Annotated in this window: 21 protein-coding genes and 2 tRNA genes; 6 read left to right on the top strand and 17 right to left on the bottom strand. The window is 73.3% G+C overall.

Annotated elements, in window-relative coordinates:
* Nucleotides 1-83: 83 nt before the first annotated feature.
* The 3 genes from OOK31_RS21170 to OOK31_RS21160 all read left to right on the top strand — a co-directional run bounded on the left by OOK31_RS21170 (nucleotide 84) and on the right by OOK31_RS21160 (nucleotide 2,607).
* Nucleotides 84-530 (top strand): MarR family winged helix-turn-helix transcriptional regulator, encoded by a 447-nt coding sequence (locus tag OOK31_RS21170; RefSeq protein WP_267088843.1) that lies wholly within the window; start codon nucleotides 84-86, stop codon nucleotides 528-530.
* Nucleotides 531-550: 20 nt separating this feature from the next.
* Nucleotides 551-2,191: an MDR family MFS transporter gene (locus tag OOK31_RS21165; RefSeq protein ID WP_267088842.1), complete on the top strand. Its 1,641-nt coding sequence runs from the start codon at nucleotides 551-553 to the stop codon at nucleotides 2,189-2,191.
* Between the two features lie 164 nt (nucleotides 2,192-2,355).
* Nucleotides 2,356-2,607 carry a hypothetical protein gene (locus tag OOK31_RS21160; RefSeq protein ID WP_267088841.1) on the top strand — a complete coding sequence of 84 codons (252 nt, stop codon included), beginning with the start codon at nucleotides 2,356-2,358 and terminating at the stop codon, nucleotides 2,605-2,607.
* An 18-nt stretch (nucleotides 2,608-2,625) separates the two neighbouring features.
* Here the strand turns inward: OOK31_RS21160 and OOK31_RS21155 are convergent, their stop codons facing one another.
* The 12 genes from OOK31_RS21155 to OOK31_RS21100 form a co-directional block, all read right to left on the bottom strand.
* A complete protein-coding gene (locus OOK31_RS21155; protein ID WP_267088840.1) occupies nucleotides 2,626-3,267 on the bottom strand; it encodes a TetR/AcrR family transcriptional regulator in 642 nt (213 codons plus the stop codon).
* 161 nt (nucleotides 3,268-3,428) lie between these two features.
* On the bottom strand, nucleotides 3,429-5,648 hold the full coding sequence (locus OOK31_RS21150) for a glycosyltransferase family 39 protein (protein WP_267088956.1): 2,220 nt from the start codon (nucleotides 5,646-5,648) through the stop codon (nucleotides 3,429-3,431).
* Nucleotides 5,649-5,785: 137 nt separating this feature from the next.
* On the bottom strand, nucleotides 5,786-7,072 hold the full coding sequence (locus tag OOK31_RS21145; RefSeq protein ID WP_267088839.1) for a glycosyltransferase: 1,287 nt from the start codon (nucleotides 7,070-7,072) through the stop codon (nucleotides 5,786-5,788).
* A 25-nt stretch (nucleotides 7,073-7,097) separates the two neighbouring features.
* The gene (locus tag OOK31_RS21140) at nucleotides 7,098-8,630 is read right to left on the bottom strand and encodes a HAMP domain-containing sensor histidine kinase (RefSeq protein ID WP_323188238.1); all 1,533 of its coding nucleotides are present in this window, start codon (nucleotides 8,628-8,630) and stop codon (nucleotides 7,098-7,100) included.
* Nucleotides 8,631-8,737: 107 nt separating this feature from the next.
* A complete protein-coding gene (locus OOK31_RS21135; RefSeq protein WP_267088838.1) occupies nucleotides 8,738-9,505 on the bottom strand; it encodes a response regulator transcription factor in 768 nt (255 codons plus the stop codon).
* A gap of 69 nt (nucleotides 9,506-9,574) precedes the next feature.
* Nucleotides 9,575-10,450, bottom strand: coding sequence for an amidohydrolase family protein (locus tag OOK31_RS21130; protein ID WP_267088837.1), 876 nt, complete (start codon nucleotides 10,448-10,450; stop codon nucleotides 9,575-9,577).
* A complete protein-coding gene (locus OOK31_RS21125) occupies nucleotides 10,434-10,772 on the bottom strand; it encodes an antibiotic biosynthesis monooxygenase (RefSeq protein ID WP_267088836.1) in 339 nt (112 codons plus the stop codon). Before OOK31_RS21125 ends, OOK31_RS21130 begins: the two co-directional genes overlap by 17 nt.
* A 103-nt stretch (nucleotides 10,773-10,875) precedes the next feature.
* A complete protein-coding gene (locus OOK31_RS21120; protein ID WP_267088835.1) occupies nucleotides 10,876-11,751 on the bottom strand; it encodes a DUF2797 domain-containing protein in 876 nt (291 codons plus the stop codon).
* Entirely contained in the window at nucleotides 11,748-12,182 is a 435-nt protein-coding gene (locus tag OOK31_RS21115) for an Lrp/AsnC family transcriptional regulator (RefSeq protein WP_267088834.1), read from the bottom strand. The genes OOK31_RS21120 and OOK31_RS21115 overlap by 4 nt, the downstream gene beginning before the upstream one ends.
* A gap of 95 nt (nucleotides 12,183-12,277) precedes the next feature.
* Nucleotides 12,278-12,643: a PH domain-containing protein gene (locus tag OOK31_RS21110; RefSeq protein WP_267088833.1), complete on the bottom strand. Its 366-nt coding sequence runs from the start codon at nucleotides 12,641-12,643 to the stop codon at nucleotides 12,278-12,280.
* A 206-nt stretch (nucleotides 12,644-12,849) separates the two neighbouring features.
* Nucleotides 12,850-12,922, bottom strand: a tRNA-Arg gene (locus OOK31_RS21105).
* A gap of 259 nt (nucleotides 12,923-13,181) precedes the next feature.
* A tRNA-Ser gene (locus OOK31_RS21100) sits at nucleotides 13,182-13,272 on the bottom strand.
* Nucleotides 13,273-13,501: 229 nt separating this feature from the next.
* Between OOK31_RS21100 and OOK31_RS21095 the strand changes: the two genes are divergently transcribed.
* The 3 genes from OOK31_RS21095 to OOK31_RS21085 all read left to right on the top strand — a co-directional run bounded on the left by OOK31_RS21095 (nucleotide 13,502) and on the right by OOK31_RS21085 (nucleotide 17,968).
* Nucleotides 13,502-13,930 (top strand): SSI family serine proteinase inhibitor, encoded by a 429-nt coding sequence (locus tag OOK31_RS21095; protein ID WP_267088832.1) that lies wholly within the window; start codon nucleotides 13,502-13,504, stop codon nucleotides 13,928-13,930.
* A 119-nt stretch (nucleotides 13,931-14,049) separates the two neighbouring features.
* Nucleotides 14,050-17,376: a PAS domain-containing protein gene (locus OOK31_RS21090; RefSeq protein ID WP_267088831.1), complete on the top strand. Its 3,327-nt coding sequence runs from the start codon at nucleotides 14,050-14,052 to the stop codon at nucleotides 17,374-17,376.
* A 13-nt stretch (nucleotides 17,377-17,389) separates the two neighbouring features.
* Nucleotides 17,390-17,968, top strand: coding sequence for an antibiotic biosynthesis monooxygenase (locus tag OOK31_RS21085; RefSeq protein ID WP_267088830.1), 579 nt, complete (start codon nucleotides 17,390-17,392; stop codon nucleotides 17,966-17,968).
* 45 nt (nucleotides 17,969-18,013) lie between these two features.
* On the opposite strand, the gene OOK31_RS21080 is transcribed toward OOK31_RS21085, so the two are convergent.
* From OOK31_RS21080 to OOK31_RS21060, 5 genes are all read right to left on the bottom strand, one after another.
* A complete protein-coding gene (locus tag OOK31_RS21080) occupies nucleotides 18,014-19,663 on the bottom strand; it encodes a long-chain fatty acid--CoA ligase (RefSeq protein WP_267088829.1) in 1,650 nt (549 codons plus the stop codon).
* 273 nt (nucleotides 19,664-19,936) lie between these two features.
* Nucleotides 19,937-20,470, bottom strand: a complete 534-nt coding sequence (locus OOK31_RS21075; RefSeq protein ID WP_267088828.1) for a SigE family RNA polymerase sigma factor — start codon at nucleotides 20,468-20,470, stop codon at nucleotides 19,937-19,939.
* 134 nt (nucleotides 20,471-20,604) lie between these two features.
* Nucleotides 20,605-21,771, bottom strand: coding sequence for a lipid-transfer protein (locus OOK31_RS21070; protein WP_267088827.1), 1,167 nt, complete (start codon nucleotides 21,769-21,771; stop codon nucleotides 20,605-20,607).
* Nucleotides 21,768-22,157 carry a MaoC family dehydratase gene (locus OOK31_RS21065; protein ID WP_267088826.1) on the bottom strand — a complete coding sequence of 130 codons (390 nt, stop codon included), beginning with the start codon at nucleotides 22,155-22,157 and terminating at the stop codon, nucleotides 21,768-21,770. Before OOK31_RS21065 ends, OOK31_RS21070 begins: the two co-directional genes overlap by 4 nt.
* On the bottom strand, nucleotides 22,154-23,251 hold the full coding sequence (locus OOK31_RS21060) for an acyl-CoA dehydrogenase family protein (RefSeq protein ID WP_267088825.1): 1,098 nt from the start codon (nucleotides 23,249-23,251) through the stop codon (nucleotides 22,154-22,156). The genes OOK31_RS21065 and OOK31_RS21060 overlap by 4 nt, the downstream gene beginning before the upstream one ends.
* Nucleotide 23,252: the final 1 nt, after the last annotated feature.

The raw sequence follows: 23,252 nt of genomic DNA, 5'->3' as shown, positions 1-23,252 counted from the left end.
TTTCCGATTCCTTTACCGCCACACCCTCCGGATTCATTTGCCTGTAGCAACCATCCGCTTCTATGGTTGCTCTAAGCAACAAGATGGGGGGCGGTCCGGTGACCACGCAGACGGCGCAGAGCACCCGGTACGAGGAGCTGGCCCGACAGCTCACCGGGATCGGCGCGGTCAAACGCGACCTCGCGCGGATCCTGCCCGCCGACTGCCCGCCCGGCGCCGCCGCCGTCCTGACCGTGCTCGACCGGCACGGCGAGATGCGGCTCAGCAGGCTGACCGAGCTGATGGCCGTCGACATGTCGGTGTCCAGCCGGCACGTCACCCACGTGGCGGAACGCGGCTGGATCGACCGGGAGACCGACCCCGGCGACGCGCGCTGCCGGATCCTGCGCCTCAACCCGGCGGGCCGAGCCGTGCTCGCGGAGCTCGGCTCCCGCTACACGGTCGCGCTGGAGCGGGCACTGGCCGACTGGTCGCCCGAAGACGTCGACGCGCTCAACACCCTGCTGGCCCGGCTCCGATCGAGCTTCTAGACAAAGGACAAAGGAACCACATGGCTACGACCACACCCCACGGTGTGCGGGGAGGCGGCCGGTCGGAAACCACGTCCGACGGCGCACCCATGACCCACCCCCAGATCATGAAGGCGCTGTCCGGGCTCATGCTCGGCATGTTCGTCGCGATCCTGTCCTCCACGATCGTCTCCAACGCCCTCCCGCAGATCATCAGCGATCTCGGCGGCACCCAGTCCTCCTACACCTGGGTCGTCACCGCCGCCCTGCTGTCGATGACGGCCGCGACCCCGCTCTGGGGCAAGCTGTCCGACCTCTTCAGCAAGAAGCTGCTCGTCCAGATATCCCTGGTGATCTACGTCCTCGGCTCCGTGGTCGCGGGCCTGTCCCAGAGCACCGGCATGCTGATCGCCTGCCGCGTGGTCCAGGGCATCGGCGTCGGCGGCCTGTCCGCCCTCGCCCAGATCGTGATGGCCGCGATGATCTCCCCGCGCGAGCGCGGCCGCTACAGCGGCTACCTCGGCGCGGTCTTCGCCGTCGCCACCGTGGGCGGCCCGCTGCTGGGCGGCGTCATCACCGACACCGACTGGCTCGGCTGGCGCTGGTGCTTCTACGTCGGCGTACCGTTCGCGATCATCGCGCTGATCGTCCTCCAGCGGACCCTGCACCTCCCGGTCGTCCGCCGCGACGTCAAGGTCGACTGGCTCGGCGCCTTCCTGATCAGCGGGGCCGTGTCCCTGCTCCTGATCTGGGTCACGCAGGCCGGCGACTCGTACGACTGGATCTCCTGGACCACCGCGGCGATGACCGGCGGCGCCGTCGTACTCGGCCTGCTCTTCCTCCTCGTCGAGTCCAAGGCCAGCGACCCGATCATCCCGCTGCGCCTGTTCCGCAACAAGACCATCACCCTGGCCTCGGCGGCCTCCCTGTTCGTCGGCATCGCGATGTTCTCCGGCACGGTCTTCTTCAGCCAGTACTTCCAGCTGGCCCGCGGCGAGTCCCCCACCATGTCGGGCGTCCTGACCATCCCGATGATCGGCGGCCTGTTCGTCTCCTCGACCGTCTCCGGCCAGGTCATCACCAAGACCGGCAAGTGGAAGGCCTGGCTGGTCGCCGGCGGCGTCCTGCTGACCGCCGGGCTGGGACTGCTGGGCACCCTGCGCTACGACACCGAGTACTGGCACATCGCGGTCTTCATGGCGCTGACCGGCCTCGGCCTCGGCATGATGATGCAGAACCTCGTCCTCGCCACCCAGAACCAGGTCGCCCCCGAGGACCTCGGCGCCGCCAGCTCCGTCGTCACCTTCTTCCGCTCGCTCGGCGGCGCCATGGGCGTCTCGGCGCTCGGCGCGGTCATGGCCAACCGGGTCACCCACTACGTCCAGGACGGCATCGCCGCGCTCGGCCCGAAGGCCGCGGCGGCCATGGGCCACGGCGGCACCGCCGGGGGCGGGATCCCCGACCTCGACAAGCTGCCCCCGCCGATCCGCACCGTCATCGAGTCCGCGTACGGGCACGGCGTCGGCGACGTCTTCCTCTACGCCGCCCCCTTCGCGCTGCTCTCGCTGGTGCTGGTGCTCTTCATCAAGGAGGTCGCACTGAAGTCGAAGCCGGCCGCCCACACCCCGGCCGCGTCCTCCGCTTCTACGCAGAAGGAGCCGCAGGAGCCGGCCAAGGCCTGACCCCGACCCCGACCCTCCCGACCGACCCCGGTGTCCCGCAGCTCTCGAGCCGCGGGACACCGGCCGTTCGGAGGAGGACTGGGCGGCTCGGGGCGGGCCGGGGGTCCCGGCGCGCGGGGACCTTGCGCCCGGCCCGCCGACGGGACGGATCGCGCACCCTGGACATGCGGACGCCCGAGCACGGCGCGATCCGGCCCTGCGGCACCCGGCAGCAGATCGCCCGGCAGATCGCGGGGGTGCTCGGGCACCCGGTCGACATCGAACTCGTCGCCATCGAAGTCACAGCACTAGACCCGAGGGACCTGCGCGCCACGGTCACCGTGCCCGAGGTCCCCGGCGGCACCTACCGCGTGCTCGTCACCTCCGTCGGCCCCCTCGACGCGTACGGCGCGCAGATCACCGTCACCGCCGGCTGAGCCCGTCGGGCGGCCTGGTCAGGGGGTGCGGCGGGCGGCGGCCTTGGCTTCGATGCCGGCGATCAGGACGTCCAGGGCCACCGCGAAATCCGCCTCGGGCGCCCGCCGGACCGTCCCCCCGCAGCCGTTCAGGCCGCAGCCGTTCAAGAACTGCGAGACGGCCAGATGGGCGCCCGTCCGGCAGGTGTCCGCCAGGCCGGAGGCGTCCAGCAGCCGCCGCAGGGCGGCGTCGAGGGCCCGCGCGTGCGGGCCGATGTTCGGGTAGGCCACGCTCAGCGGGGCCACCCACGGGTGCTCCGCCACCAGCCGCCGGTAGCCGCAGGCGAGCGCCCGCAGCCGGACCGTCCAAGCCTCCCCCGCCGACGGGCCGGACGGCAGCCGCTGCTGCCCCAGGGCACTGTCCAGGGCGAGTTCGAGCAGATCGTGCTTGGTGTCGACGTACCAGTACAGGGACATCGCGGTGACCCCGAGCTCGGCGGCCAGCCGGCGCATGGAGAACCGGGCCAGCCCCTCCGCGTCGAGCAGCCGCACGGTGGCGGCGGTGATCCGGTCGCGGTCCAGCCCCGAGGGCGCCTCGCTCCGCCGTCTGGCGGGGGTGACGGGCCTGGCGGCCAGCCACACACTGGTCCTGGCCTCGCCCGGATCGGCCTCGGTCACCATGGAGGCACCCTCCTCACGACAGGGGGATCAGCCCGGAATGCCCGGTCCGCCCTCTTGATGCTAGGGGGTGGCGTGTGGATCAGGGCTGGATCAGGACGGGTCGGCCCCTGATCGGCGGTTCACCCCGGAGGGGATTCCCGCCGATCTCCCGTCGGGCGGGATCAGGAGGAGCCGGCCGTGGGCGCCGTCAGGTCGTAGAAGGTGGCACCGCCGATCGTGGTCGCCCGGAAGGTGGCCTTCACCCAGCTCTCGATCGCACTCCCGGCAGCCCCGCCGGGACCACCGGCACCACGCGCGCCTTGGCCAGCGCCTTGGCCTGCGCCTTGGCCTGCGCCCGCGCCCTGGCCTGTGCCTGCGCCCATCCCTTGGCCTGCGCCCGTGCCCTGAGCCGCGCCCGGGCCCTGGCTCTGGCCCGCGCCCGCGCCCTGGCCCGCCGCGCCGCCGGGGCCGGCCGCTGTGCCGCCGCCGGCCGCGCCGCCGCCGTCGGCCGTTTCGTCCGAGAGGCTTCCCGAGGCGATGAACCAGTGGATGCGGCCCGCCTTCACGTACGCCTGGAACTGCTCCAGCGTCGGGGAGGGGTCGCTGCCGTTGAAGCCGCCGATCGCCATCACCGGCTCGCCGGAGGCCAGCTGGTAACTCGCCGCGTTCTGGGAGCCGATGGCGGCGGCCGCCCAGGTGTGGGCGGAAGCGCCGTCGCGCAGGGCGGCCTTCGCCTCCGCACCGACCCGGGTACCGCCCAGCAGCCCGCCGAGACCCCCGGGAGCGCCGCCGCCCCGGGTCTCTCCCGCGCCGCCGGGGCCGCCCTGACGGCCGCCCGGCGGAGCGAAGCCCGGACCACCGCCCGCCGGGGCGCCCGCGCCACCGCGCCCGGCCTGCTGCGGCATCTCCGCGCCGGGCCCGAACCCGGCCGCGCCACGGCCCGGCATCGCCCCGCCGCCCGGACCGCCGCGGCCACCCGCCACCGCCGGACCGGCCGTCACGATGGAGCCCGTGTGGCCCGTACCCACCGTGGTCAGGCAGTACGCGAACGGGCCGGCCAGCGCCGCACCCAGCCCGACGGCGGCCACCCCGAGCAGCGCCCGGCGGCCCAGCCGCGCCGCGAACGGCAGTGCGGCCGCCGCACCCAGCCCGGCCACCAGCACCGCCCAGCGCAGCCACGGCAGGTACCCGGCCGACCGGCCGAGCAGGACGAACGCCCAGTACGCGGTCAGCGCGAGCGTCCCCGACAGGGTGAGCACGGCCGCCTGGGCCCCCCTCTCCTCCCACAGCACGGCCACGCCCATACCGGCCAGCGCGGCCACGAAGGGCGCCAGCGCGACGGTGTAGTACTCGTGGAAGATGCCCTGCATCCAGCTGAACACCACGGCCGTGATCAGCAGGCAGCCGCCCCAGGCCAGGAAGGCCGCGCGGGCCATGCCCTCCAGGGAGTCGGTGGCCCTGCGGGCCCGCCAGGTGACCACCAGTCCGGCCACGAGCAGCACCAGCGCCGCCGGGAGCAGCCAGGAGATCTGACCGCCGATGTTGGCCGAGAAGAGCCGGTCGATGCCCGTCTCCCCCCAGCCGCCGCCACCGCCGCCGCCGGGGCCGACAGCGCCCTCGCCGCCGGGCCGGGCGCCGCCGCCGACGCTGCCCGTCTCGTTGCCGTTGATCCGGCCGAGGCCGTTGTAGCCGAGGGTCAGCTCCAGGAAGGAGTTGTTCTGCGAGCCGCCGATGTACGGGCGGGACCCGGCGGGCCACAGCTCCACGACGGCCACCCACCAGCCGCCGGCCACCACCATGGCGAGCCCGGCCAGCAGCAGCTGCCCGAGCCGCCGGCGCAGCCGCGTCGGCGCGCAGACGGCGTAGAGCAGGGCGAGCGGCGGCAGGATGACGAAGGCCTGGAGGGTCTTGGTCAGGAAGGCGAAGCCGACCGCGACACCGGCCCAGACCAGCCACCGCGTGTGTGCCCCGTCGAGGGCGCGCAGGACGCAGTACACGGTGACGGTCAGCAGCAGGGTGAGCAGCGCGTCGGGGTTGTTGAAGCGGAACATCAGCGCGGCGACGGGCGTCAGCGCGAAGGCGGCGCCGCTCAGCAGGGCCGCCGCCGGGCCGAACTGGCGGCGTACGGCCGCGTACAGGACGGCGGTGGTGCCGACGCCCATCAGGGCCTGCGGGGCGAGGATCTGCCAGGAGCCGAGCCCGAAGAGCCGTACGGACAGGGCCATCGGCCACAGGGCGGCCGGGGGCTTGTCGACGGTGATGGAGTTGCCCGCGTCGGAGGAGCCGAAGAAGAAGGCCTTCCAGCTCTCGGAGCCGGCCTGGACGGCCGCGGAGTAGAAGGAGTTGGCGTAGCCGGAGGCGCCCAGGTTCCACAGCAGCAGGACGGCCGTGGCGAGCAGCAGGGCGGCGTAGGCGGGGCGTTCCCAGCGCGGGCGCCCGGCCGCGTGCCGTGCGGTGGCGGTCGCGGACCCCGGCCCGGAGCCGGTGGCGGGCCCGGGAGCGGGCCCGGTGGGCGGGAAGAGCGGCGGTACGGCCGTGGTCACGGGCCCTCCTGGGTCGTCGGGGGAGTCGGGGTGGTGGAGTGCGCGCGGGGTTCGGGGAAGACCCAGGCGCGGAAGAGCAGGAAGCGCAGCACGGTGGCGGCGAGGTTCGCGGTGATCAGCACGGCCAGTTCCGTGCTGTGGGAGGTCCGTGGCCCGGCTGCCGCGAGGGCGGCGAGCGAACCGCTGGTCAGGGCCAGCCCGATGCCGAACACCACCAGCCCCTGGGCCTGGTGGCGTACCGCCCTGGCCCGGCCCCGCACCCCGAAGGTGAGCCGGCGGTTGGCGGCGGTGTTGGCGACCGCGCACAGCAGCAGCGCGGCCGCGTTGGCCCCCTGCGGCCCGGCCACCGCGCGCAGGGCGGAGTAGAGCAGCAGGTAGAGCAGGGTGCTCAGGACCCCGACGGCGCAGAAGCCGAGGAGCTGGCGGGCCAGCCCGCGCGGGACCCCCGGCAGCGCGGTGCGGTCGCGCGGGTCGTCCCCGAAGGGGCGGGCGAGGCGGTCGAGCGGGAGCGCGCCGACGGCCAGCGCCCGGCCCACCCGCCAGACCCCCTTGAGGTCCTCGGCGGCCGTCCGCGCGAGGTGGACGGTGGAGTCGGGGTCGTCGACCCAGTCCACCGGCACCTCGTGGATGCGCAGCCCGGCCCGCTCGGCGAGCACCAGCAGCTCGGTGTCGAAGAACCAGCCGGAGTCCTCCACCAGCGGCAGCAGCCGTTCGGCGACCTCCCGCCGGATGGCCTTGAAGCCGCACTGGGCGTCGCTGAAGCGGGCGGCGAGCGAGGAGCGCAGCAGCAGGTTGTAGGCGCGCGAGATGAACTCCCGCTTCGCCCCCCGCACCACCCGGGAGGAGCGGGCGAGGCGGGTGCCGATGGCGAGGTCGGAGTGGCCGGAGATCAGCGGGGCGACCAGGGGCAGCAGCGCGTTGAGGTCGGTGGAGAGGTCCACGTCCATGTACGCGAGGACGGGCGCCTCCGAGCGGGACCAGACGGTCCGCAGGGCGCGGCCCCGGCCCTTCTCCTCGAGGCGCGTGCTGCGCACCTCTTCGATGCCGAGCGCGAGGGCGGTGGCGACCTCGGGGGTGCGGTCGGTGCTGGCGTTGTCGGCGATGGTGATGCGGAAGGGGTACGGGAAGGACCGCGTGAGGTGCGCGTGCAGTCGGCGCACGCACGGGCCGAGGTCCTTCTCCTCGTTGAAGACCGGGATCACCACGTCGAGTACGGGCAGTCCCGGCAGCGGCGCGAGGGGCGTCCGTGCCGGAAGGGCGCCGGGAGAGGTGTCGGTTGGCATGGACCGACCCTCGCGGGGCGCCCTGTCACCGGTGTGTGGTGAGCCTGTGCCCCGTCTGTGAGTGCCCGGCACCGGGCCCGGCCGGGGCGAGGGCGGTGGCGGTGGCGGTGGTGTCGAGCGGGAGCAGGACCTCGAAGGACGTACGGCCGGGCTCGCTCCGTACGCCCACCTCTCCGCCGTGCGCCGAGACCACGGCCTGGACGATGGCGAGGCCGAGGCCCGTGGAGCCGGCCGCCCGGGAGCGGGAGGCGTCACCGCGTGCGAAGCGCTCGAAGACGTGGGGGAGCAGCTCGGGCGGGATCCCGGGTCCGTCGTCCTCGATCCGGATCCGGACGGCCTCCGCGGGAAGGGCGGCTGCCGTCGCCGGCGGCGATGTTTCACGTGAAACATGGGCCGTGACGGTGGTGCCCGGCGGGGTGTGGGTCCGGGCATTGGCGAGGAGGTTGACCAGGACCTGCTGGATCCGGGCCGGGTCGGCCCGTACGGGCGCGGGTTCGTCGGGGAGCTCGAGCCTCCAGTGGTGGCCCGGACCGGCGGCGCGGGCGTCGCTGACGGCGTCGACGACGAGGGGCGCGAGGTCGGTACCGGTGTCCCCGGTGGAGAGCGGGCGGCCCGCGTCGAGCCGGGCCAGCAGCAGCAGGTCCTCGACCAGTCCGGTCATCCGGGTGGCCTCGGACTCGATGCGGGCCAGCGCGTGGCGGGTGTCGGGGCCCGTCTCCTCCCGTCCCCGGCGGGTCAGTTCGGCGTAGCCCCGGATGGAGGCCAGCGGGGTGCGCAGCTCGTGGCTGGCGTCGGCGACGAACTGGCGGACCCGCATCTCGTTCTGCTGGCGGGCCGTGAGGGCCGAGGAGACGTGGCCCAGCATCCGGTTGAGCGCGGCGCCCACCTGCCCGACCTCGGTGCGGGGGTCGGCCTCGGCGTCCGGGACCCGCTCGTGGAGGGCGGGTTCGCCGCTGTGCAGGGGGAGTTCGGAGACCCGGGTGGCGGTGGCGGCGACCCGGCGCAGCGGGCGCAGGGCGACCCCGACGAGGGCCTGACCGGCGAGGGAGGCGGCGATCAGCCCGGCCAGGGTGACGGACGCCTCGGCGGCCACGAGGGTCCGCACGGTGGAGTCGACCTCGCGCAGCGGGACCCCGAGGACGAGGTTCCCCTCGGGGGAGGTGCTGACCCGGTAGGCGCCCAGTCCCGGCACGTCCAGTTCGACGGGGCCGGTCCTGCCCTGCGCGGCCTTGCGGGCGGCTTCGGTGAAAGCCGCCGTCTGGGAGTCGGTGAGGGGCCGGATGTGGTCGAGGGAGCCCTCCTCGGCTGGGGTGCTGCGGGCGGTGCCGAGGACCTTGCCGAGGGGGTCGAGGCGGACCCCGGCGGTGCCCGAGGGGTTGCCGGGGGCCAGGACGAAGGCGTTGTTGTTCTCCCGGGCCGCTTTGCCCGCGCCGGGACCCCGGGTGGCCATCTCCAGGGAGACGCGCAGCTGCTCGTCGAGCCGGTCCACCAGGTACGAGCGCAGGGCGAGGGTGGTGACGGTACCGATGGCCGCGCCCACCACGGCGATCAGCGCCACCGCCGAGACGACGAGCCGGGTCCGCAGCGACCAGGGCCGACGGCCGGCCCCGGTCCGACGGCGGGATCGGGTACGGGACCGGAGGCGGGGCGGGCGCGGGGCCGCCACTACTCGGCCGGCTTGATCAGGTAACCGGCACCGCGCCGGGTGTGGATCATCGGGGGCAGCCCGGTACCGGCCTCCAGCTTGCGGCGCAGGTAGGAGATGTAGAGCTCCACCACGTTGGCCTGGCCGCCGAAGTCGTAGGACCAGACCCGGTCCAGGATCTGCGCCTTGCTCAGCACCCGGCGCGGGTTGCGCATCAGGTAGCGCAGCAGCTCGAACTCGGTGGCGGTCAGCCGGACCTCCTGGCCGCCCCGGACCACCTCGTGGCTGTCCTCGTCGAGCCGCAGGTCGCCGACGGCCAGCACCGAGCCGCCGCGCGCCGCCTGTGCCGCGCCCGAGCGGCGGACCAGGCCGCGCAGCCGGGCCACGACCTCCTCCAGGCTGAAGGGCTTGGTGACGTAGTCGTCCCCACCGGCCGTGAGGCCCGCGATCCGGTCCTCGACGGAGTCCCTGGCGGTCAGGAACAGCACCGGGACCTGCGGGATCTCCCGGCGCAGCCGGCCGAGCACCGCCAGCCCGTCCATGTCGGGGAGCATGATGTCGAGCACCACCACGTCCGGCCGGAACTCCCGGGCCGCCCGCACCGCGCCCGCCCCGTCCCCGGCGGTGCGCACCTCGCAGCCCTCGTAGCGCAGGGCCATCGACAGCAGCTCGGAGAGCGAGGCCTCGTCGTCGACGACGAGGACCCGGCAGGGTCCGCCGTCGGGCCGCACGAGGGCCGTCGGGTTGCCGGTGGACGTGGACGCGTGGGAGGTGGTCGTCGCGGTCATGCCCTCACGCTGGCCCGCGCCTCTGAGAGCGTTCTTGCTCCTGCCTGTGAATCTCCTGAGAAACCCGGCTCAGAGGCGGAAGAGCCGGGCGCCGTTGTCGTGGCAGACCGCGCGCAGCCAGTCGTCGCCGAGCCCCAGCCGTTCCAGGGCCTCGAGCTGGTGCTCGTAGGGGTAGGGGATGTTCGGGAAGTCGGTGCCGAGCAGGATCCGGTCCCCGAGATCCGCGAGCCGGCCGAGGTCCGCGGGCGGGAAGCCGCCGAGCCGCTCGGCGAAGTCGGTGAAGGCCATGGTGGTGTCGAGGCGCACCTCGGGACAGCGGTCGGCGAGGTCCAGGAAGTCGGCGTACTCGGGCATGCCCATGTGCGCGACGATCAGCGGCAGCCGGGGGTGGCGGGCCAGGAGCCGGCCGATCGGCCCGGGTCCGGTGTGCTTGCCGGGGACGGGCCCCGAACCGCAGTGGACGACGACGGGGATCCCGGCCTCGGCCAGCAGCCCCCACACCGGCTCCAGCCGGTCGTCGTTCGGGTCGTACCCGCCGACCTGGAGGTGCGCCTTGAACACCCGGGCGCCGCGCTCCACGGCCTGCCGGACGTACGCCGCCACGCCCTCCTCCGGGAAGAAGGTCGCGGTGTGCAGGCAGTCGGGGGTGCGGGCGGCGAACTCGGCGGCCCAGGAGTTCAGCCAGGCGGCCATCTGCGGCTTGTGCGGGTAGAGCATGGCGGTGAAGGCCCGCACCCCGAACTCCCGCAGCAGCGCGACCCGCTGCTCCTCCTCGTGCCGGTAGGTGATGGGCCACTCGACCCCGGTCAGCGGGCCGAAGCCGTCGAAGTAGTCCCAGACCTTGTCCAGGACCCGCTCGGGCATGAAGTGGGTGTGGACGTCGACCAGTCCGGGCACCCCGAGCCGCTCCCGGAAGGCACGGACCGCCTCAGCCGTTGCGGACAAAGCCGTGGCTCCGCTCGACGGTCGCGACGTGCAGCGTGTAGCTCTCGTACCAGTGTGCGCGGCCCTGCTTCATGGCCGCCTGGTGCTCCAGGTCCTGCCGCCACACCCCGAGGGACTCGTGGTCGCGGAAGTAGGCGACGGTGATGCCGAGTCCGCCGGGGGTGCGCGCGAACTCGTAGCCGAGGAAGCCCGGGTTCCCCGCGACGATCTCGTTCATCCGGGCGTTGGTCTCGGGGTATCCGCTCTCGTCGGAGGTGCGGACATTGCTGAATACGGCCATGACATACGGCGGTTCGAAGGCCTGAACAGGCTGGATGCTCATGCCCTCCACCCTCTGCGGCGGTCCCCTGGCATGTCCACAGAAATCGGCTCCGGAGGGCCAAAGGGATCCAAGTTTTGACCTTGCGGTCAGCGACGCGACAAGGTCAGAAGAGGCCGTGCTGCTCGACCGGCGCCACCGCGGGGGCGATCACCGCGAACGGGGCGTCGGTGAGCGCCCACGCGGGTGCGGCGGCCAGTTCCCAGCCCGCCAGCAGCCGGGTGTCCAGCACGAGCCCGTCCGCGAAGTGCAGGTCCGGCCCGGCGGCCCCCACGAGCCGTCCCACGACGGCGGCGCCGGGCGCCATCTCCGTGACCACCCGCTCCGGCACGGGCAGCCCGGCCAGCCCGAACGCCCCGGCGTGGTCGGTGGTCGCGCAGTCCACCCGTTCCAGGGACTCCGGCCACCCGGGCAGCGCCGCGGCCCGCGCGTGCAGCTCGGCGACCTCTCGGGCCCGCGCGGCCTCCGGCGGCAGCCCGGCCCGTACGGCGCGCTTGCGGGCGTAGGCGATCCGGTCGGGCACCCCGAGGGCGGCCCGCAACAGCTCCTCGGTGCGGCGCGTCGCCATCAGCGGCCCCCGCCCCAGCCAGGCCCAGGTCACCGCCCCCTGCTCCAACAGCCGGGCCGAGCCGCGCTCCTCGGCGGTGATGCCGACCTTGACCATGCCGGGCCCGAACCACGCCAGGTACACCCGGTAGGTCCGCGGATCGGCGGCATTGGTGTCGGCCGCCACCGAGAAGGACCGGTCCAGCCGGGCGCACTCCGGACACTGGGCGCTGCCCGCCCGGCCCGGCACGACCGCACCGGTGGGGCACGGCGTGCGCCTCCCGGCCCGCACCACGCCCAGACAGTGCCGCTCCCCCTGGGCCACGAAGGCGAGGCTCTGCCCGTAGGCGAGGGTGCTGACGCGCTCCCCGCTCCCGTACCACCCGATGGCGGGGCGTCCGTCCCGCCACCGGATCCCGGTGCACTGCCAGGTCACAGCGGCAGCGGCCGCTCGAAGAAGGTGTCCAGGACGACGGTGGCCTGCGTCCCGCTGACACCGTCGATGGCGTAGAGCCGGCGCAGCACGTCCTGGAGCTGCTCGGTGGAGGCGGTGCGCACCTTGACCAGCACCGAGGCGCTGCCCGCGATGATGTGCGCCTCCTGGATCTCCGGGATCGCGGCGAAGGCGTCCGCGGAGTCACCCATCCAGGCGGTGGAGTCGACCATCACGTAGGCCAGCACCCCGCTGCCGACCGCCGCCGGGTCCACGTCGACGGTGGTGCGGCGGATGACTCCGCGCTCGCGCAGCTTGCGTACGCGCTCGTGGGTGGCACCGGCCGAGAGCCCGACGGCGGTGCCGAGCGCGGCGTAGGACTGCCCCGCGTCCTCCTGGAGGCGCAGGAGCAGCGTCCGGTCGATGTCGTCCACGCGATGTTCCTCCCGGATCCCCGTCGGCTCTCGCGGAGACCGTATCGGATCCTGCGATCCCGCTATCAAGCCGAACGGGATCCGGAAGGGACTCTTTAGCGCGCCACGAACTGGGTGAGGATCGCCTGCACCTCGTAGATGTCGACACCCTTGGTGAAGGTCTTCTCGATCGGCGTGGAGCTGCCGGATATCCAGATCTTCAGCTCGGCGTCGAGATCGAAGTGGCCGGCGGTCTCCACGGAGAAGTGCGTGATGCTCCGGTACGGGACGGAGTGGTACTCGACCTTCTTGCCGGTGATGCCCTGCTTGTCGACCAGGATCAGGCGCCGGTCGGTGAACAGGATGGTGTCGCGGATCAGCAGGTACGCGGCGTGCACCTGCTCGCCGTGCCCCATCAGCCGCGCGTAGTCACGCTGCGCCGTGACCGGATCGACCGTGTGCGCGTTCCCGAACAGTCCCATGGTGTCCCCCTCAGATTTCGATCGTCTTCGAAACCCTAACGAGGAGGGGCCGTAGTCCACCTCCCCCGCCGGAGCGATCTCGCCCCTGACATCCCCTGGGGGAGACATCCTTCTGGAGTACCGGTCCCTCAGGCGCGTCCCGGCACAGGCCGCACGGCATACGACAGAGGCCCTCAGGATTTCTCCTGAGGGCCTCTGCCTTGCTGTGCACTCGGCAGGATTCGAACCTGCAACCTTCTGATCCGTAGTCAGATGCTCTATCCGTTAAGCTACGAGTGCTTGGGCTTCCCGGGGTTTTGCGCCCCGTTGGCCTTGCGAGAACAACAATACATGGACCTCGCCGGGACGCGAAATCCATTAGCTCCATGACCCCTGACCTGCGGAAACAGCCTGGAAGAAGATCGTCCGGAAGCTTCCGCGCGAGGGCTGGAGCCCGCCGCGCTACCCATCCGGAGCCATCCGAAACACCTCCAAGGCCTGAACGCGGCCCGGAACGCACCGAAGCCCCGGTCCGTGAGGACCGGGGCTTCGTGATGTGCGGAGGCGGAGGGATTTGAACCCTCGATGGGGTGTAAGCCCCAAACCGCATTAGCAGTGCGGCGCCATAGACCGGACTAGGCGACGCCTCCAGCACACCCCCGCGTACGAGGGTGCGTGCAGATGATGACACAGGCGCAGGGCCGGTCACCAATCCGCTCCCAACGGTACAAGGAGCCGGGCCCGCAGAGCAAAGCCTTAAGCCCACTCGTACACATGCGGCACACGCGTCCGCCGCACACCCGCGGCCCGGTGGACGAAACGTCGGAGCGGGCACGTCGTTGGTGAGGCGTACGACGTACGGACGACCTGGAGTGCCCCATGCTGCGTCTCGCCGCCTTCGCCGTCACCTCCGCCCTGGCCGCCGCGGCCGCCGGGCCGCTGCCACCGCTGCCACCTCTGGGGCGGCTGCTGGCGACCCCCGACCGGCTCACCATCGACATCGCCAACTCCGGGAACCCGCGCGTGGACGGCGAGTACCGGCTCGAGTGCCGCCCCGTCGGCGGCAACCACCCTGAGGCCGAGCAGGCCTGTGCCCGCCTCGAAGAGCTGGCCGACGCCGGCGAGAACCCCTTCGCCCCCACGCCGAGGGGACAGATGTGCACCTTCCAGCACGGAGGGCGCGCCACCGCCCGCGTCACCGGAACCTGGCGGGGCCACAAGGTGAACACCACGTTCCAGCGCGAGGACGGATGCGGCATCGCCCGGTGGAAGCGTCTGGAACCTGTGCTTCCGGGTACGGGTTCCTGACCTGGGAGGATGCGGCGGATGCGCGTTTTCCACCGTCCATCCGCCACCCCGCCGCGGGACGGTGCCCTTAGACTCCTCCCGTGACATGCCGGTAGTCGTGGTCAGGGAGGAAGCTCGTCGTGAGCAGCAGGCCATCCCGAGGCGCTGCTCGCCTCGCAGCAATACTCGACGCACTTCCGGACGCGCTGTTGCTCGTCAACGCCAACGGCACGGTCGTCAACGCGAATTCGATCGCCCTCGAAGCGATGGAGAGTCCCGGCACGGGGCTCGTGGGCCGCGGTGTCCTCGACCTGTTCCCCGACTTCGACTCCAAGCTGATCCCCGGCTCCATGCGCCGTCCCGGCGACGAGGAGACGGGCCGGTCCAAGCCGAAGCGGATGACGGCGCGCCGGACCGACGGCACCGAATTCCCCGTCGAACTCACCAGCGCCCACCTCGACGGCCGTGACGCCTACCGCGAGCCCCAGCCCGCCTACACCGGCGACGAACTGCTGATGCTCGTCGTGCGCGACCTCTCCGAGACCGTGGACACCGAGGCCGAGCTGGCCCGCTCCCAACGGCAGACGGAGATGATCCTGCGCGCCGCCGCCGAGGGCGTCGTGGGCACGGACACCGACGGCCGGGTCGTCCTCGTCAACCCGGCCGCCGCGCAGATCCTCGGATACCGCGCCACCGACCTCGGCAACCGCGAACTGCACGGCCTGATCCAGCACTCGCGCGCCGACGGCTCCCCCTTCCCCTTCGACGAGTCCCCGCTCGCCGACACCCTGCGCAGCGGCCGCAAGCACCGGGTCCGCGGCCAGGTGCTGTGGAACAAGGCCGGCCAGCCGGTCGCCGTCGACCTCACCACCTCGCCCGTACGGGACGGGGAGGTGCTCGTCGGCGCGGTGATGACCTTCACCGACCGGCGCCCCTTCGACGCCCTCGCCGCGCGCCACGCCCAGCTGCTCGCGGTCCTCGGCGACTCCCTGCGCGGCCCCCTGGAGGAACTGCGCGGGGAACTGGCCACCCTGGCCGCCGACGACGCGGGACAGCTGTGGCCCGAGGCCAACCAGCTGCTGCACCATCTGGCCGCCGGATACTCGCGGATGACCACCCTGGTGGACAACGTCCTCGGCTTCCAGCGCCTCGACGCGGGCGGCGACAAGCTCAAGAAGAAGAACGTCCTGATCAACACGGTCGTCGCGACCGGCATCGACGGCGCCGTCGAACTGATCGGACCCGGCCGGGTCCAGTTCGCCGTGCACGCCCCGACCATCGAGGCCGAGGTGGACGCGGAGCGCATCTCGACCGCCCTCGCGCACCTGGTCGCGGACGTCGCCGGGGTCGACGCCACCGGCAAGACCGCACAGGGCAGCGGCTACGGCGACTCCACCGTCGTGGTGGCCGCGGCGCAGCGCGGCGACGTCGTACGCATCGAGGTGCGCGGCCCCTACGAGGGCGGCAACCCGGTGCACGAGCCGATCGTGCGGGGCGTCGTCGCCGCGCACGGCGGCGTGCTGCAGACGGTGGAGGTACCGGGCGCGCCCGGCGGTGCGTACGTACTGGAGCTGCCGCTGGGCTCGGGAGCCGGGACGGTGACGCTGCCGGAGCCCGCGCAGGAACCCGACGCGGACACCACGGCGGGCGGCGCTCAGGGCAACGGCGCCCCGGCGACGGTGTCCGGCGGCCGGCGGGGCCGGCGCGGGGTGGACGCCTTCCTGGAGGACGAGACCGGCCCGGCCAAGGCCCCCGAGGCCCGCGAGGGCGGGGGCGCGCTGGCGCTGCCGTCCGGGCGGCGCCGCGCGGACGGCAGCACCGACGGCCCGGGCCAGGGCGGTCCGGAGCTCGCGCAGTCCCCGGTGAACCCGGCGGGGCTCGGCACCGGGCGGCGCAGGGGCCGTGACGGCGACGACAGCGCCGATCCCGGCCGGCCGGAAGCCGGGCGGCCCGTGCCCCCGCAGGGGACCGCCATGCCGGCGCTCCCTCCCGTACCGGCGGTGCCCCCGGTCCCGGTGACCGAGCACCCGGCCGGACGCCGCCGCGCCCTGGGTCCGGCGGGGCCGCCCGCGCAGAGCGGCGGACCCGTACCGGCGGCCGGTCTCACGGCTCCCGCCGCGCCCCGCCCCATCGCCCCCGAAGGCGGCTTCGCGCTGCCCGCCGGGCCGACCCCGGCCGCGCCCCCGCAGGCCCACGCCATGGCCGGCCCGGTCCCCGCGTCCGGCACCGCGGGCGACTCCGACGCCCAGGGCGGGCGTCGCGGCCGCCGCGTGCTCGGCGCCCCCGCGGGCACGGCCCCCGCCGACACCGAACCGCAGGCGAACGCCGAACCCGCCGCCGCCGAGGACCCCGCACACCCGACCGGGCGGCGCCGTGCGCTGCCCGCGACCCCCGCCTGGCCCGTACCGGGTGCCCGGACCGCGCCCGAGGACACCGACGGGGCGGGGCAGGCCGTCGCCCTGCCCGGCGCCCGGCAGCCCGGGGACGTCCCGGCGGCGGGGCAGCCGATCAGCGTGCGCGCGCTCGGCACCCTGGGCCAGGGCATCTCCGTGGACCCCGGCGCCGCGGGCACCAGCGGCTCGGGCCGTCGGCGCAGGCTGTCCGAACCGGCCCCCCAGGGCCGGGCGTTCGCCATAGGAGCACCCGAGGCGGGCGCCGCCGAGGGCCCCGAGCCGCTGGACGGTCCCGGCGGGGCCGTCGAGGTGGTCAACCGGCCCGTACCGGCCCCCGTGGACGACGAGCTGCCGCCCGAGCCGCTGGACAACCCGCGCCGGCTGCTGGTGTGGCCCGCGCCCGACGCGCAGACGCAGCAGGCCCTGAGCGACCGCGGCTACCGCCCGGTGATCGTGCACTCCCGCGAGGAGGTGGACGCGCAGATCGCGGCCTTCCCCGCCGCGCTGTTCGTCGACCCGCTGACCGGACCGATCACCCGGACCGCCCTGCAGTCCCTGCGCCAGGCCGCGGTGGCCGCCGAGGTCCCCGTACTGGTGACGGCCGGGCTGGGCCACGCCACGCGCGAGGCGGCGTACGGGGCCGATCCGGCCGTGCTGCTCAAGGCGCTCGCGCCCCGCGACAGCGAGCAGCACCCCTCCCGGGTGCTGCTGATCGAGGAGCACGAGGAGATCGCGACGGCCCTGACGGCCGCTCTGGAACGGCGCGGACTCCAGGTCGCCCGGGCGGGCGCCGACACCGACGCCGTGGAACTGGCGACCCGGATGCGGCCCAACCTGGTGGTCATGGACCTCATGCAGGTCCGGCGCCGACGGGCCGGGATCGTGGACTGGCTGCGCGCCAACGGGCAGCTGAACCGCACCCCGCTGGTCGTCTACACCACGGCCGGGATCGAGCCGGGCGACCTGCCCGGGCTGGCGTCGGGCGAGAGCGTGCTCTTCCTCGCGGAACGGGCCACCACCGCCGATGTCCAGGGCCGCATCGTGGACCTGCTGGCCAAGATCGGCACCAACTAGTCATCCTGGGCCGATGGCCATCACCACCGATACGACCGAGCACACCGTCCCCGACGACAACGGGGAGGTGAGCCTGCTCATCGCGCGGCAGGTGGAGCCCGGGTACGAGGCCGCCTTCGAGACGTGGGCACGCGGGATCCTGGAGACCGCCGCGGGCTTCCCGGACCACCTGGGCTACGGGCTGTTCCGCCCGGCGGCCGAGGGCGCCCCGTGGTTCCTGGTGCACCGCTTCCGCGACCAGGCGGCCTTCCAACGGTGGCAGGACTCGCCGGAGCGGGCCCGCTGGTTCGCCAGCTGCGAGGGCCACCACCACACCGAGATAGCCCGGCGCGAACTGCACGGCATGGAGACCTGGTTCGCCAAGCCGGGTACGACCCGGCCCGCACCGCCCCGGTGGAAGATGGTGATCAGCTCCGGGCTGGCCATCTTCCCGATCTCCCTCGTCGGCAACGCGGTGCTGGGGCCGTTCCTGGTGGACCTGAACTTCGTGCTGCGCACGGCCGCCTTCGCCGTCGTCTTCAGCACCCTGATGACCTACGTGGCCATGCCCGCCGTCAGCAAGCTGCTGCGGCCATGGCTCACGAAGGGCTGAGACCGTCGGACCCCGCCGGGCGGGCGGGGCCGGTCCGGCCCCTGGTCAGTCCAGCTTGGTGACGTCCAGGTCCCCGTCGGCGTACTGCTTGCGGATCACCTTCTTGTCGAACTTGCCCACGCTGGTCTTCGGGACCGCCTGGACGACCGTCCAGCGCTCCGGCAGCTGCCACTTGGCGATCGACTGGCCCAGGAAGGCACGCAGGCCCACGTAGTCCACGGTGGCGCCCTCCCGCAGGACGACGGTGGCCAGCGGACGCTCGCCCCACTTCTCGTCGGGGACGGCCACGACCGCCGCCTCGGCGACCTCGGGATGGGCCATCAGCGCGTTCTCCAGCTCGACACTGGAGATCCACTCACCGCCGGACTTGATGACGTCCTTGGCCCGGTCGGTCAGCGTGAGATAGCCGTCGGAGCTGATCACGCCGACGTCACCGGTCTTGAGCCAGCCGTCCGCGCTGAACTTGTCCTCGGGGCGGGAGGGTTCGCCGGAGGCACCCCCGTAGTAGGCGTTCGCGATCCAGTTGCCGCGTACCTCCAGCTCTCCCGCGGACTCACCGTCCCACGGCAGGTGATCGCCGCCGGGACCGACGAGACGGGCCTCGACGCCCGCCGGGAAACGACCCTGCGTGATGCGGTACGGCCACTCCTCGTCGGCGCTCAGCCCGGCCGGCGGGTGCGCCATGGTGCCCAGCGGGGAGGTCTCCGTCATGCCCCAGGCGTGACAGAGCCGGACGCCGAGCTTGTCGTAGGCCTCCATCAGCGAGGGCGGGCACGCCGCACCGCCGATGGTCACCTGCTTCATCGAGCTCAGGTCGCGCGGGTTGGCGGTGACCTCGGCGAGCAGCCCCTGCCAGATGGTGGGGACGGCCGCGGCGTGCGTGGGCTTCTCCCGCTCGATCATCTCGGCGAGCGGGGCGGGCTGGAGGAAGCGGTCCGGCATCAGCATGTTGATGCCGGTCATGAAGGTGGCGTGCGGCAGGCCCCAGGCGTTCACGTGGAACTGGGGAACCACGACGAGGCTGGTGTCCTTGCCGGTCAGGCCCATCGACTCGGCCATGTTGACCTGCATGGAGTGCAGGTAGATCGACCGGTGGGAGTAGATGACGCCCTTGGGGTCCCCGGTGGTGCCGGAGGTGTAGCACATGGCCGCGGCCTGGCGCTCGTCCAGCTCGGGCCAGTCGTAGTGGTCCGAGCGGCCGGCGAGGAGCTCCTCGTACTCGTGCACGCGCACGCCGAGCCCGTCGAGGACGGAGCGGTCGCCGATGCCCGAGACCACGACGTGCTCGATGGTCGACAGGTGCGGCAGCAGCGGTGCGAGGAGCGGCAGCAGGGTTCCGTTGACCAGGACGACCCGGTCCGCGGCGTGGTTGACGATGAAGACCAGCTGCTCGGGAGGCAGACGCAGGTTCAGCGTGTGCAGGACCGCGCCCATGGACGGGATCGCGAAGTACGCCTCCACGTGCTCGGCGTTGTTCCACATGAGGGTCGCGACCCGGTCGTCCTGCTGGACCCCGAGCTCGTCACGCAGGGCGTTGGCGAGGCGCGTGGCGCGGGTACCGATCTCGGCGAAGCTGCGGCGGTGCGGCTCGGCCTCCCCGGTCCAGGTCGTGACCTGGGACTTTCCGTGGATCGTCATCCCGTGCTGGAGTATGCGGGTGACGAGGAGCGGTACGTCCTGCATGGTGCTCAGCAAAGCGTCCTCCCGGTGAGCGCTGCGGCGCTGCGGCGGCTGTCGGATGCTGCCGATTCTGCGCACGTACCGGTCGGCATGTCACTACCCGGGAGTACAAAACAGCCGGTCCGATCACTGTTCGGTACCGCGTCCCGGCCGATGTTTCACGTGAAACACGTCGGATGGGCCGGGCGTGTCGGGTGTGTCGGGCGATGTTTCACGTGAAACATCGGCCGGATCAGCCTTCGCCTCTGCCTCGCCTCTGCCTCGCCTCTGTCTAGCGACTGCCTCGCCTCAGCGGACCGGGGTGAGTTCGGGATCCTCGCGCAGCTTGACCAGCGCCCGGGAGACCGCGCTCTTGACGGTGCCGACGGACACCCCGAGCAGTTCCGCCGTCTGCGCCTCGCTCAGGTCCTCGTAGTAGCGCAGGACGACCATCGCCCGCTGCCGGTCCGGCAGCCGGGTCACCGCGCGCCACATGGCGTCCCGCAGGGCCTGCGCCTCGGCGGGGTCGGCGGCCGACGGCGCCTCGGCCTCCGGGAGCTCGTCGCAGACGAACTCGTCGACCTTGCGCTTGCGCCACTGCGAGGTCCGGGTGTTGACCAGGGCCCGCCGGACATAGCCGTCCAGGGCCCGGTGGTCCTCGATGCGGTCCCAGGCGACGTAGGTCTTGGCGAGGGCCGTCTGGAGCAGGTCCTCGGCATCGCAGGGGTTGGCGGTGAGTGAACGCGCGGTACGCATCAGGACCGTGCCGCGGGTCCGGACGTACGCCGAGAACGACGGGTACGGCGTCGGGTTCGAGGCGAGCGTGCACACAGGCGTGGTCATGGGTCCACGCTAGAAGCGCACGGCGCCCCTGGAATCGGCCGCAGGTGCCGAAGCCGGATCCGTCTCAGGTTGTACGGCCGGGCCCCGCCGCACCTCCTCCAGGTGGAGGAGGTGCGGGCCCAGGGGCCCGGGGCTCAGCCGTCGGCGCCGAGGACCAGACCGGACGTCGGCACCCCCGTACCGGCCGTGACCAGGACGTGGGCGGCGTCCGCCACCTGGTTGACGGAGGTGCCGCGCAGCTGGCGGACGGCTTCGGCGATCCCGTTCATGCCGTGCAGGTAGGCCTCGCCGAGCTGGCCGCCGTGGGTGTTGATCGGGAGCCCGCCGGCCGCCACGAACGCGGCCGCCTCGCCCGGGCCGCAGAAGCCGAACTCCTCCAGCTGCATGAGGACGAAGGGCGTGAAGTGGTCGTAGAGGATGCCGACGTCGATGTCCGAGGGCCGCAGCCCGCTGGTCCGCCAGAGCTGGCGGGCGACCACGTCCATCTCGGGGAGCCCGGTGAGGTCGTCGCGATAGAAGGAGGTCATCGCCTCCTGGCGGCGGCCGGCGCCCTGCGCGGCCGCCGTGACGACGGCGGGCCTCTGCCGCAGGTCCCGGGCCCGTTCGGTGGTGGTGACGACGAGGGCCTGGCCGCCGTCCGTCTCCTGGCAGCAGTCCAGCAGCCGCAGCGGCTCCACGATCCAGCGGGAGGCGGCGTGGTCGGCGAGGGTGATCGGCTTGCCGTGGAAGTACGCGGCCGGGTTGTTCGCGGCGTACCTGCGGCCGGTGACCGCGACGTGCCCGAAGGCCTCGGGGGTCAGGTTGTAGGTGTGCAGGTAGCGCTGGGCGGCCATCGCCACCCAGGAGGCCGGGGTGAGCAGGCCCCAGGGCAGCGACCAGCCGAGCGCCGCGCCCTCCGCCGAGGGTTCGCGCTGCTGGACACCGGAGCCGAAACGCCGGCCGGAGCGCTCGTTGAAGGCCCGGTAGCAGACCACGACCTCGGCCACCCCGGTGGCGACGGCGAGTGCGGCCTGCTGAACGGTGGCGCAGGCCGCGCCGCCTCCGTAGTGGATGCGGGAGAAGAAGGAGAGCTCCCCGATGCCCGCCGCCTGGGCGACGGTGATCTCGGGGCTGGTGTCCATCGTGAAGGTGACCATGCCGTCGACGTCGCCCGGGGTGAGCCCGGCGTCGTCGAGCGCGGCGTGCACCGCCTCGACGGCGAGCTTGAGCTCACTGCGACCGGAGTCCTTGGAGAACTCGGTCGCGCCGATACCGGCGATGGCGGCCCGGCCGCCCAGCTCGTCACGCAGGCGCACGCTCATGACCCGGCTCCCAGCGTGACGGTCACGGTGCCCGTGACGTGGTGGCCGATGCCGTTGGCACCGACGACCCGGATCTCGGAGGTGTCCCCGTCGAGGGCGGTGACGGTGCCCGTCAGGGTCATCGTGTCGCCCGGGTAGTTGGGGGCGCCGAGGCGGATGGCCACCTTGCGCAGGACGGCGTCCGGACCGAGGTGGTCGGTGATGTACCGGCCGACCAGGCCGTTCGTCGTCAGGATGTTCATGAAGATGTCCGGGGAGCCCTTCTCGCGGGCGGTCTCCGCGTCGTGGTGCACGTCCTGGTAGTCGCGGGAGGCGATGGCGCCCGCGACGATCAGGGTGCGGGTGACCGGGATCTCCAGCGGCGGCAGCGCGTCGCCGACGTTCATGCGTGTTCCCCCTCGGCGATCCCGGTGATCCCTGTGACGTCGGTGATCCCTGTGACGTCGGTGATCTCTGTGATCTCTGTGATCGACGCGCCCAGTTCGGACAGCAGCTCGCTGCCGCAGCCCAGGTAGGCGTCCAGCTGGCGGCCCCACAGGAAGTGCCGGTGGACGGGGTGGTCGAGGTCGGCGCCCATGCCGCCGTGCAGGTGCTGGCCGGTGTGCACGACCCGTTTGCCCGCCTCCGAGGCCCACCAGGCCGCCGTGAGTGCGTGCTCGGCCGCCGGGAGCCCCTGATCGATGCGCCAGGCGGCCTCGTAGGCGGTGACCCGGATCGCCTCGGTGTCCATGTACGCGTCGGCCGCGCGCAGCATGACGCCCTGGTTCGTGGACAGCGGCCGGCCGAACTGCTCGCGCGTGGAGGTGTACTCGACGGCCCGGGCCAGGGAGCCCGCGCAGACGCCCGCCTGGAGACCGGCGAAGGCGGTGCGGGCGGCGGAGAGGGTGGCCTCGTACGCCCCCTCGGCGCCGAGCCGCTCGGCCGGAGCGGCGGTCAGGGTCAGCCGGCCGGCCGACCACGGGGCGGTGGTCTCGACCGTCTCCGTGACCACGCCGGGCGCGTCCGTGCGGACCAGCCACAGCGTCCGGGCGGCGTCCGGGACCAGCACGTGCGTGGCGTCGCGCAGCCAGGGCACGGCGGGGGCCGTCCCGGTGAGGCGGCCGTCGGGCGTGGAGGTGATCCGCCCGCGGGCCGGGAAGGCCCCGGTGGCCACCGCCTCGCCGGTGCCCAGCGGGGGCAGCAGCCGGTCCCGCTGCTCGGCGCTGCCGTGCGCGGCGACGGGGAGGATGCCGTAGGCGCAGGTGGCGGCGTACGGGACCTGCGCGGTGGTGCGGCCCTGCTCCTCCAGCAGCAGGACCAGGCCGAGGAGCCCGACCTCCTCGACGGCGGCGGCCAGTCCGGCGGTGGTGAGGGCCTTCCACAGCTCGGCGTCGCTGCCGGTGCCGGCCGCGGCGAGGCGTTCGTGGGTGGCGAGGTCGCGGAAGATCCGGGCGGCGAGACCGGCCGCCGCGGCCTGTTCCTCGGTGGGGTGGAAGTCCATG

It is taken from the genome of Streptomyces sp. NBC_00249 (assembly GCF_026342355.1).
Classification (GTDB): domain Bacteria; phylum Actinomycetota; class Actinomycetes; order Streptomycetales; family Streptomycetaceae; genus Streptomyces.
The sequence above is the reverse complement of the archived record's forward strand: the minus strand, read 5'-3'. Positions and strand labels throughout refer to the sequence as shown.

Excerpts from the sequence above, each read along its gene's own strand:
- OOK31_RS21170 (WP_267088843.1), top strand. The coding sequence starts at position 84 with ATGGGGGGCGGTCCGGTGACCACGCAGACGGCGCAGAGCACCCGGTAC.
- OOK31_RS21165 (WP_267088842.1), top strand. The coding sequence starts at position 551 with ATGGCTACGACCACACCCCACGGTGTGCGGGGAGGCGGCCGGTCGGAA.
- OOK31_RS21160 (WP_267088841.1), top strand. The coding sequence starts at position 2,356 with ATGCGGACGCCCGAGCACGGCGCGATCCGGCCCTGCGGCACCCGGCAG.
- OOK31_RS21155 (WP_267088840.1), bottom strand. The coding sequence starts at position 3,267 with ATGGTGACCGAGGCCGATCCGGGCGAGGCCAGGACCAGTGTGTGGCTG.
- OOK31_RS21145 (WP_267088839.1), bottom strand. The coding sequence starts at position 7,072 with ATGCCAACCGACACCTCTCCCGGCGCCCTTCCGGCACGGACGCCCCTC.
- OOK31_RS21135 (WP_267088838.1), bottom strand. The coding sequence starts at position 9,505 with ATGACCGCGACGACCACCTCCCACGCGTCCACGTCCACCGGCAACCCG.
- OOK31_RS21125 (WP_267088836.1), bottom strand. The coding sequence starts at position 10,772 with ATGAGCATCCAGCCTGTTCAGGCCTTCGAACCGCCGTATGTCATGGCC.
- OOK31_RS21110 (WP_267088833.1), bottom strand. The coding sequence starts at position 12,643 with ATGGGACTGTTCGGGAACGCGCACACGGTCGATCCGGTCACGGCGCAG.
- OOK31_RS21095 (WP_267088832.1), top strand. The coding sequence starts at position 13,502 with ATGCTGCGTCTCGCCGCCTTCGCCGTCACCTCCGCCCTGGCCGCCGCG.
- OOK31_RS21085 (WP_267088830.1), top strand. The coding sequence starts at position 17,390 with ATGGCCATCACCACCGATACGACCGAGCACACCGTCCCCGACGACAAC.
- OOK31_RS21075 (WP_267088828.1), bottom strand. The coding sequence starts at position 20,470 with ATGACCACGCCTGTGTGCACGCTCGCCTCGAACCCGACGCCGTACCCG.
- OOK31_RS21070 (WP_267088827.1), bottom strand. The coding sequence starts at position 21,771 with ATGAGCGTGCGCCTGCGTGACGAGCTGGGCGGCCGGGCCGCCATCGCC.
- OOK31_RS21065 (WP_267088826.1), bottom strand. The coding sequence starts at position 22,157 with ATGAACGTCGGCGACGCGCTGCCGCCGCTGGAGATCCCGGTCACCCGC.
- OOK31_RS21060 (WP_267088825.1), bottom strand. The coding sequence starts at position 23,251 with ATGGACTTCCACCCCACCGAGGAACAGGCCGCGGCGGCCGGTCTCGCC.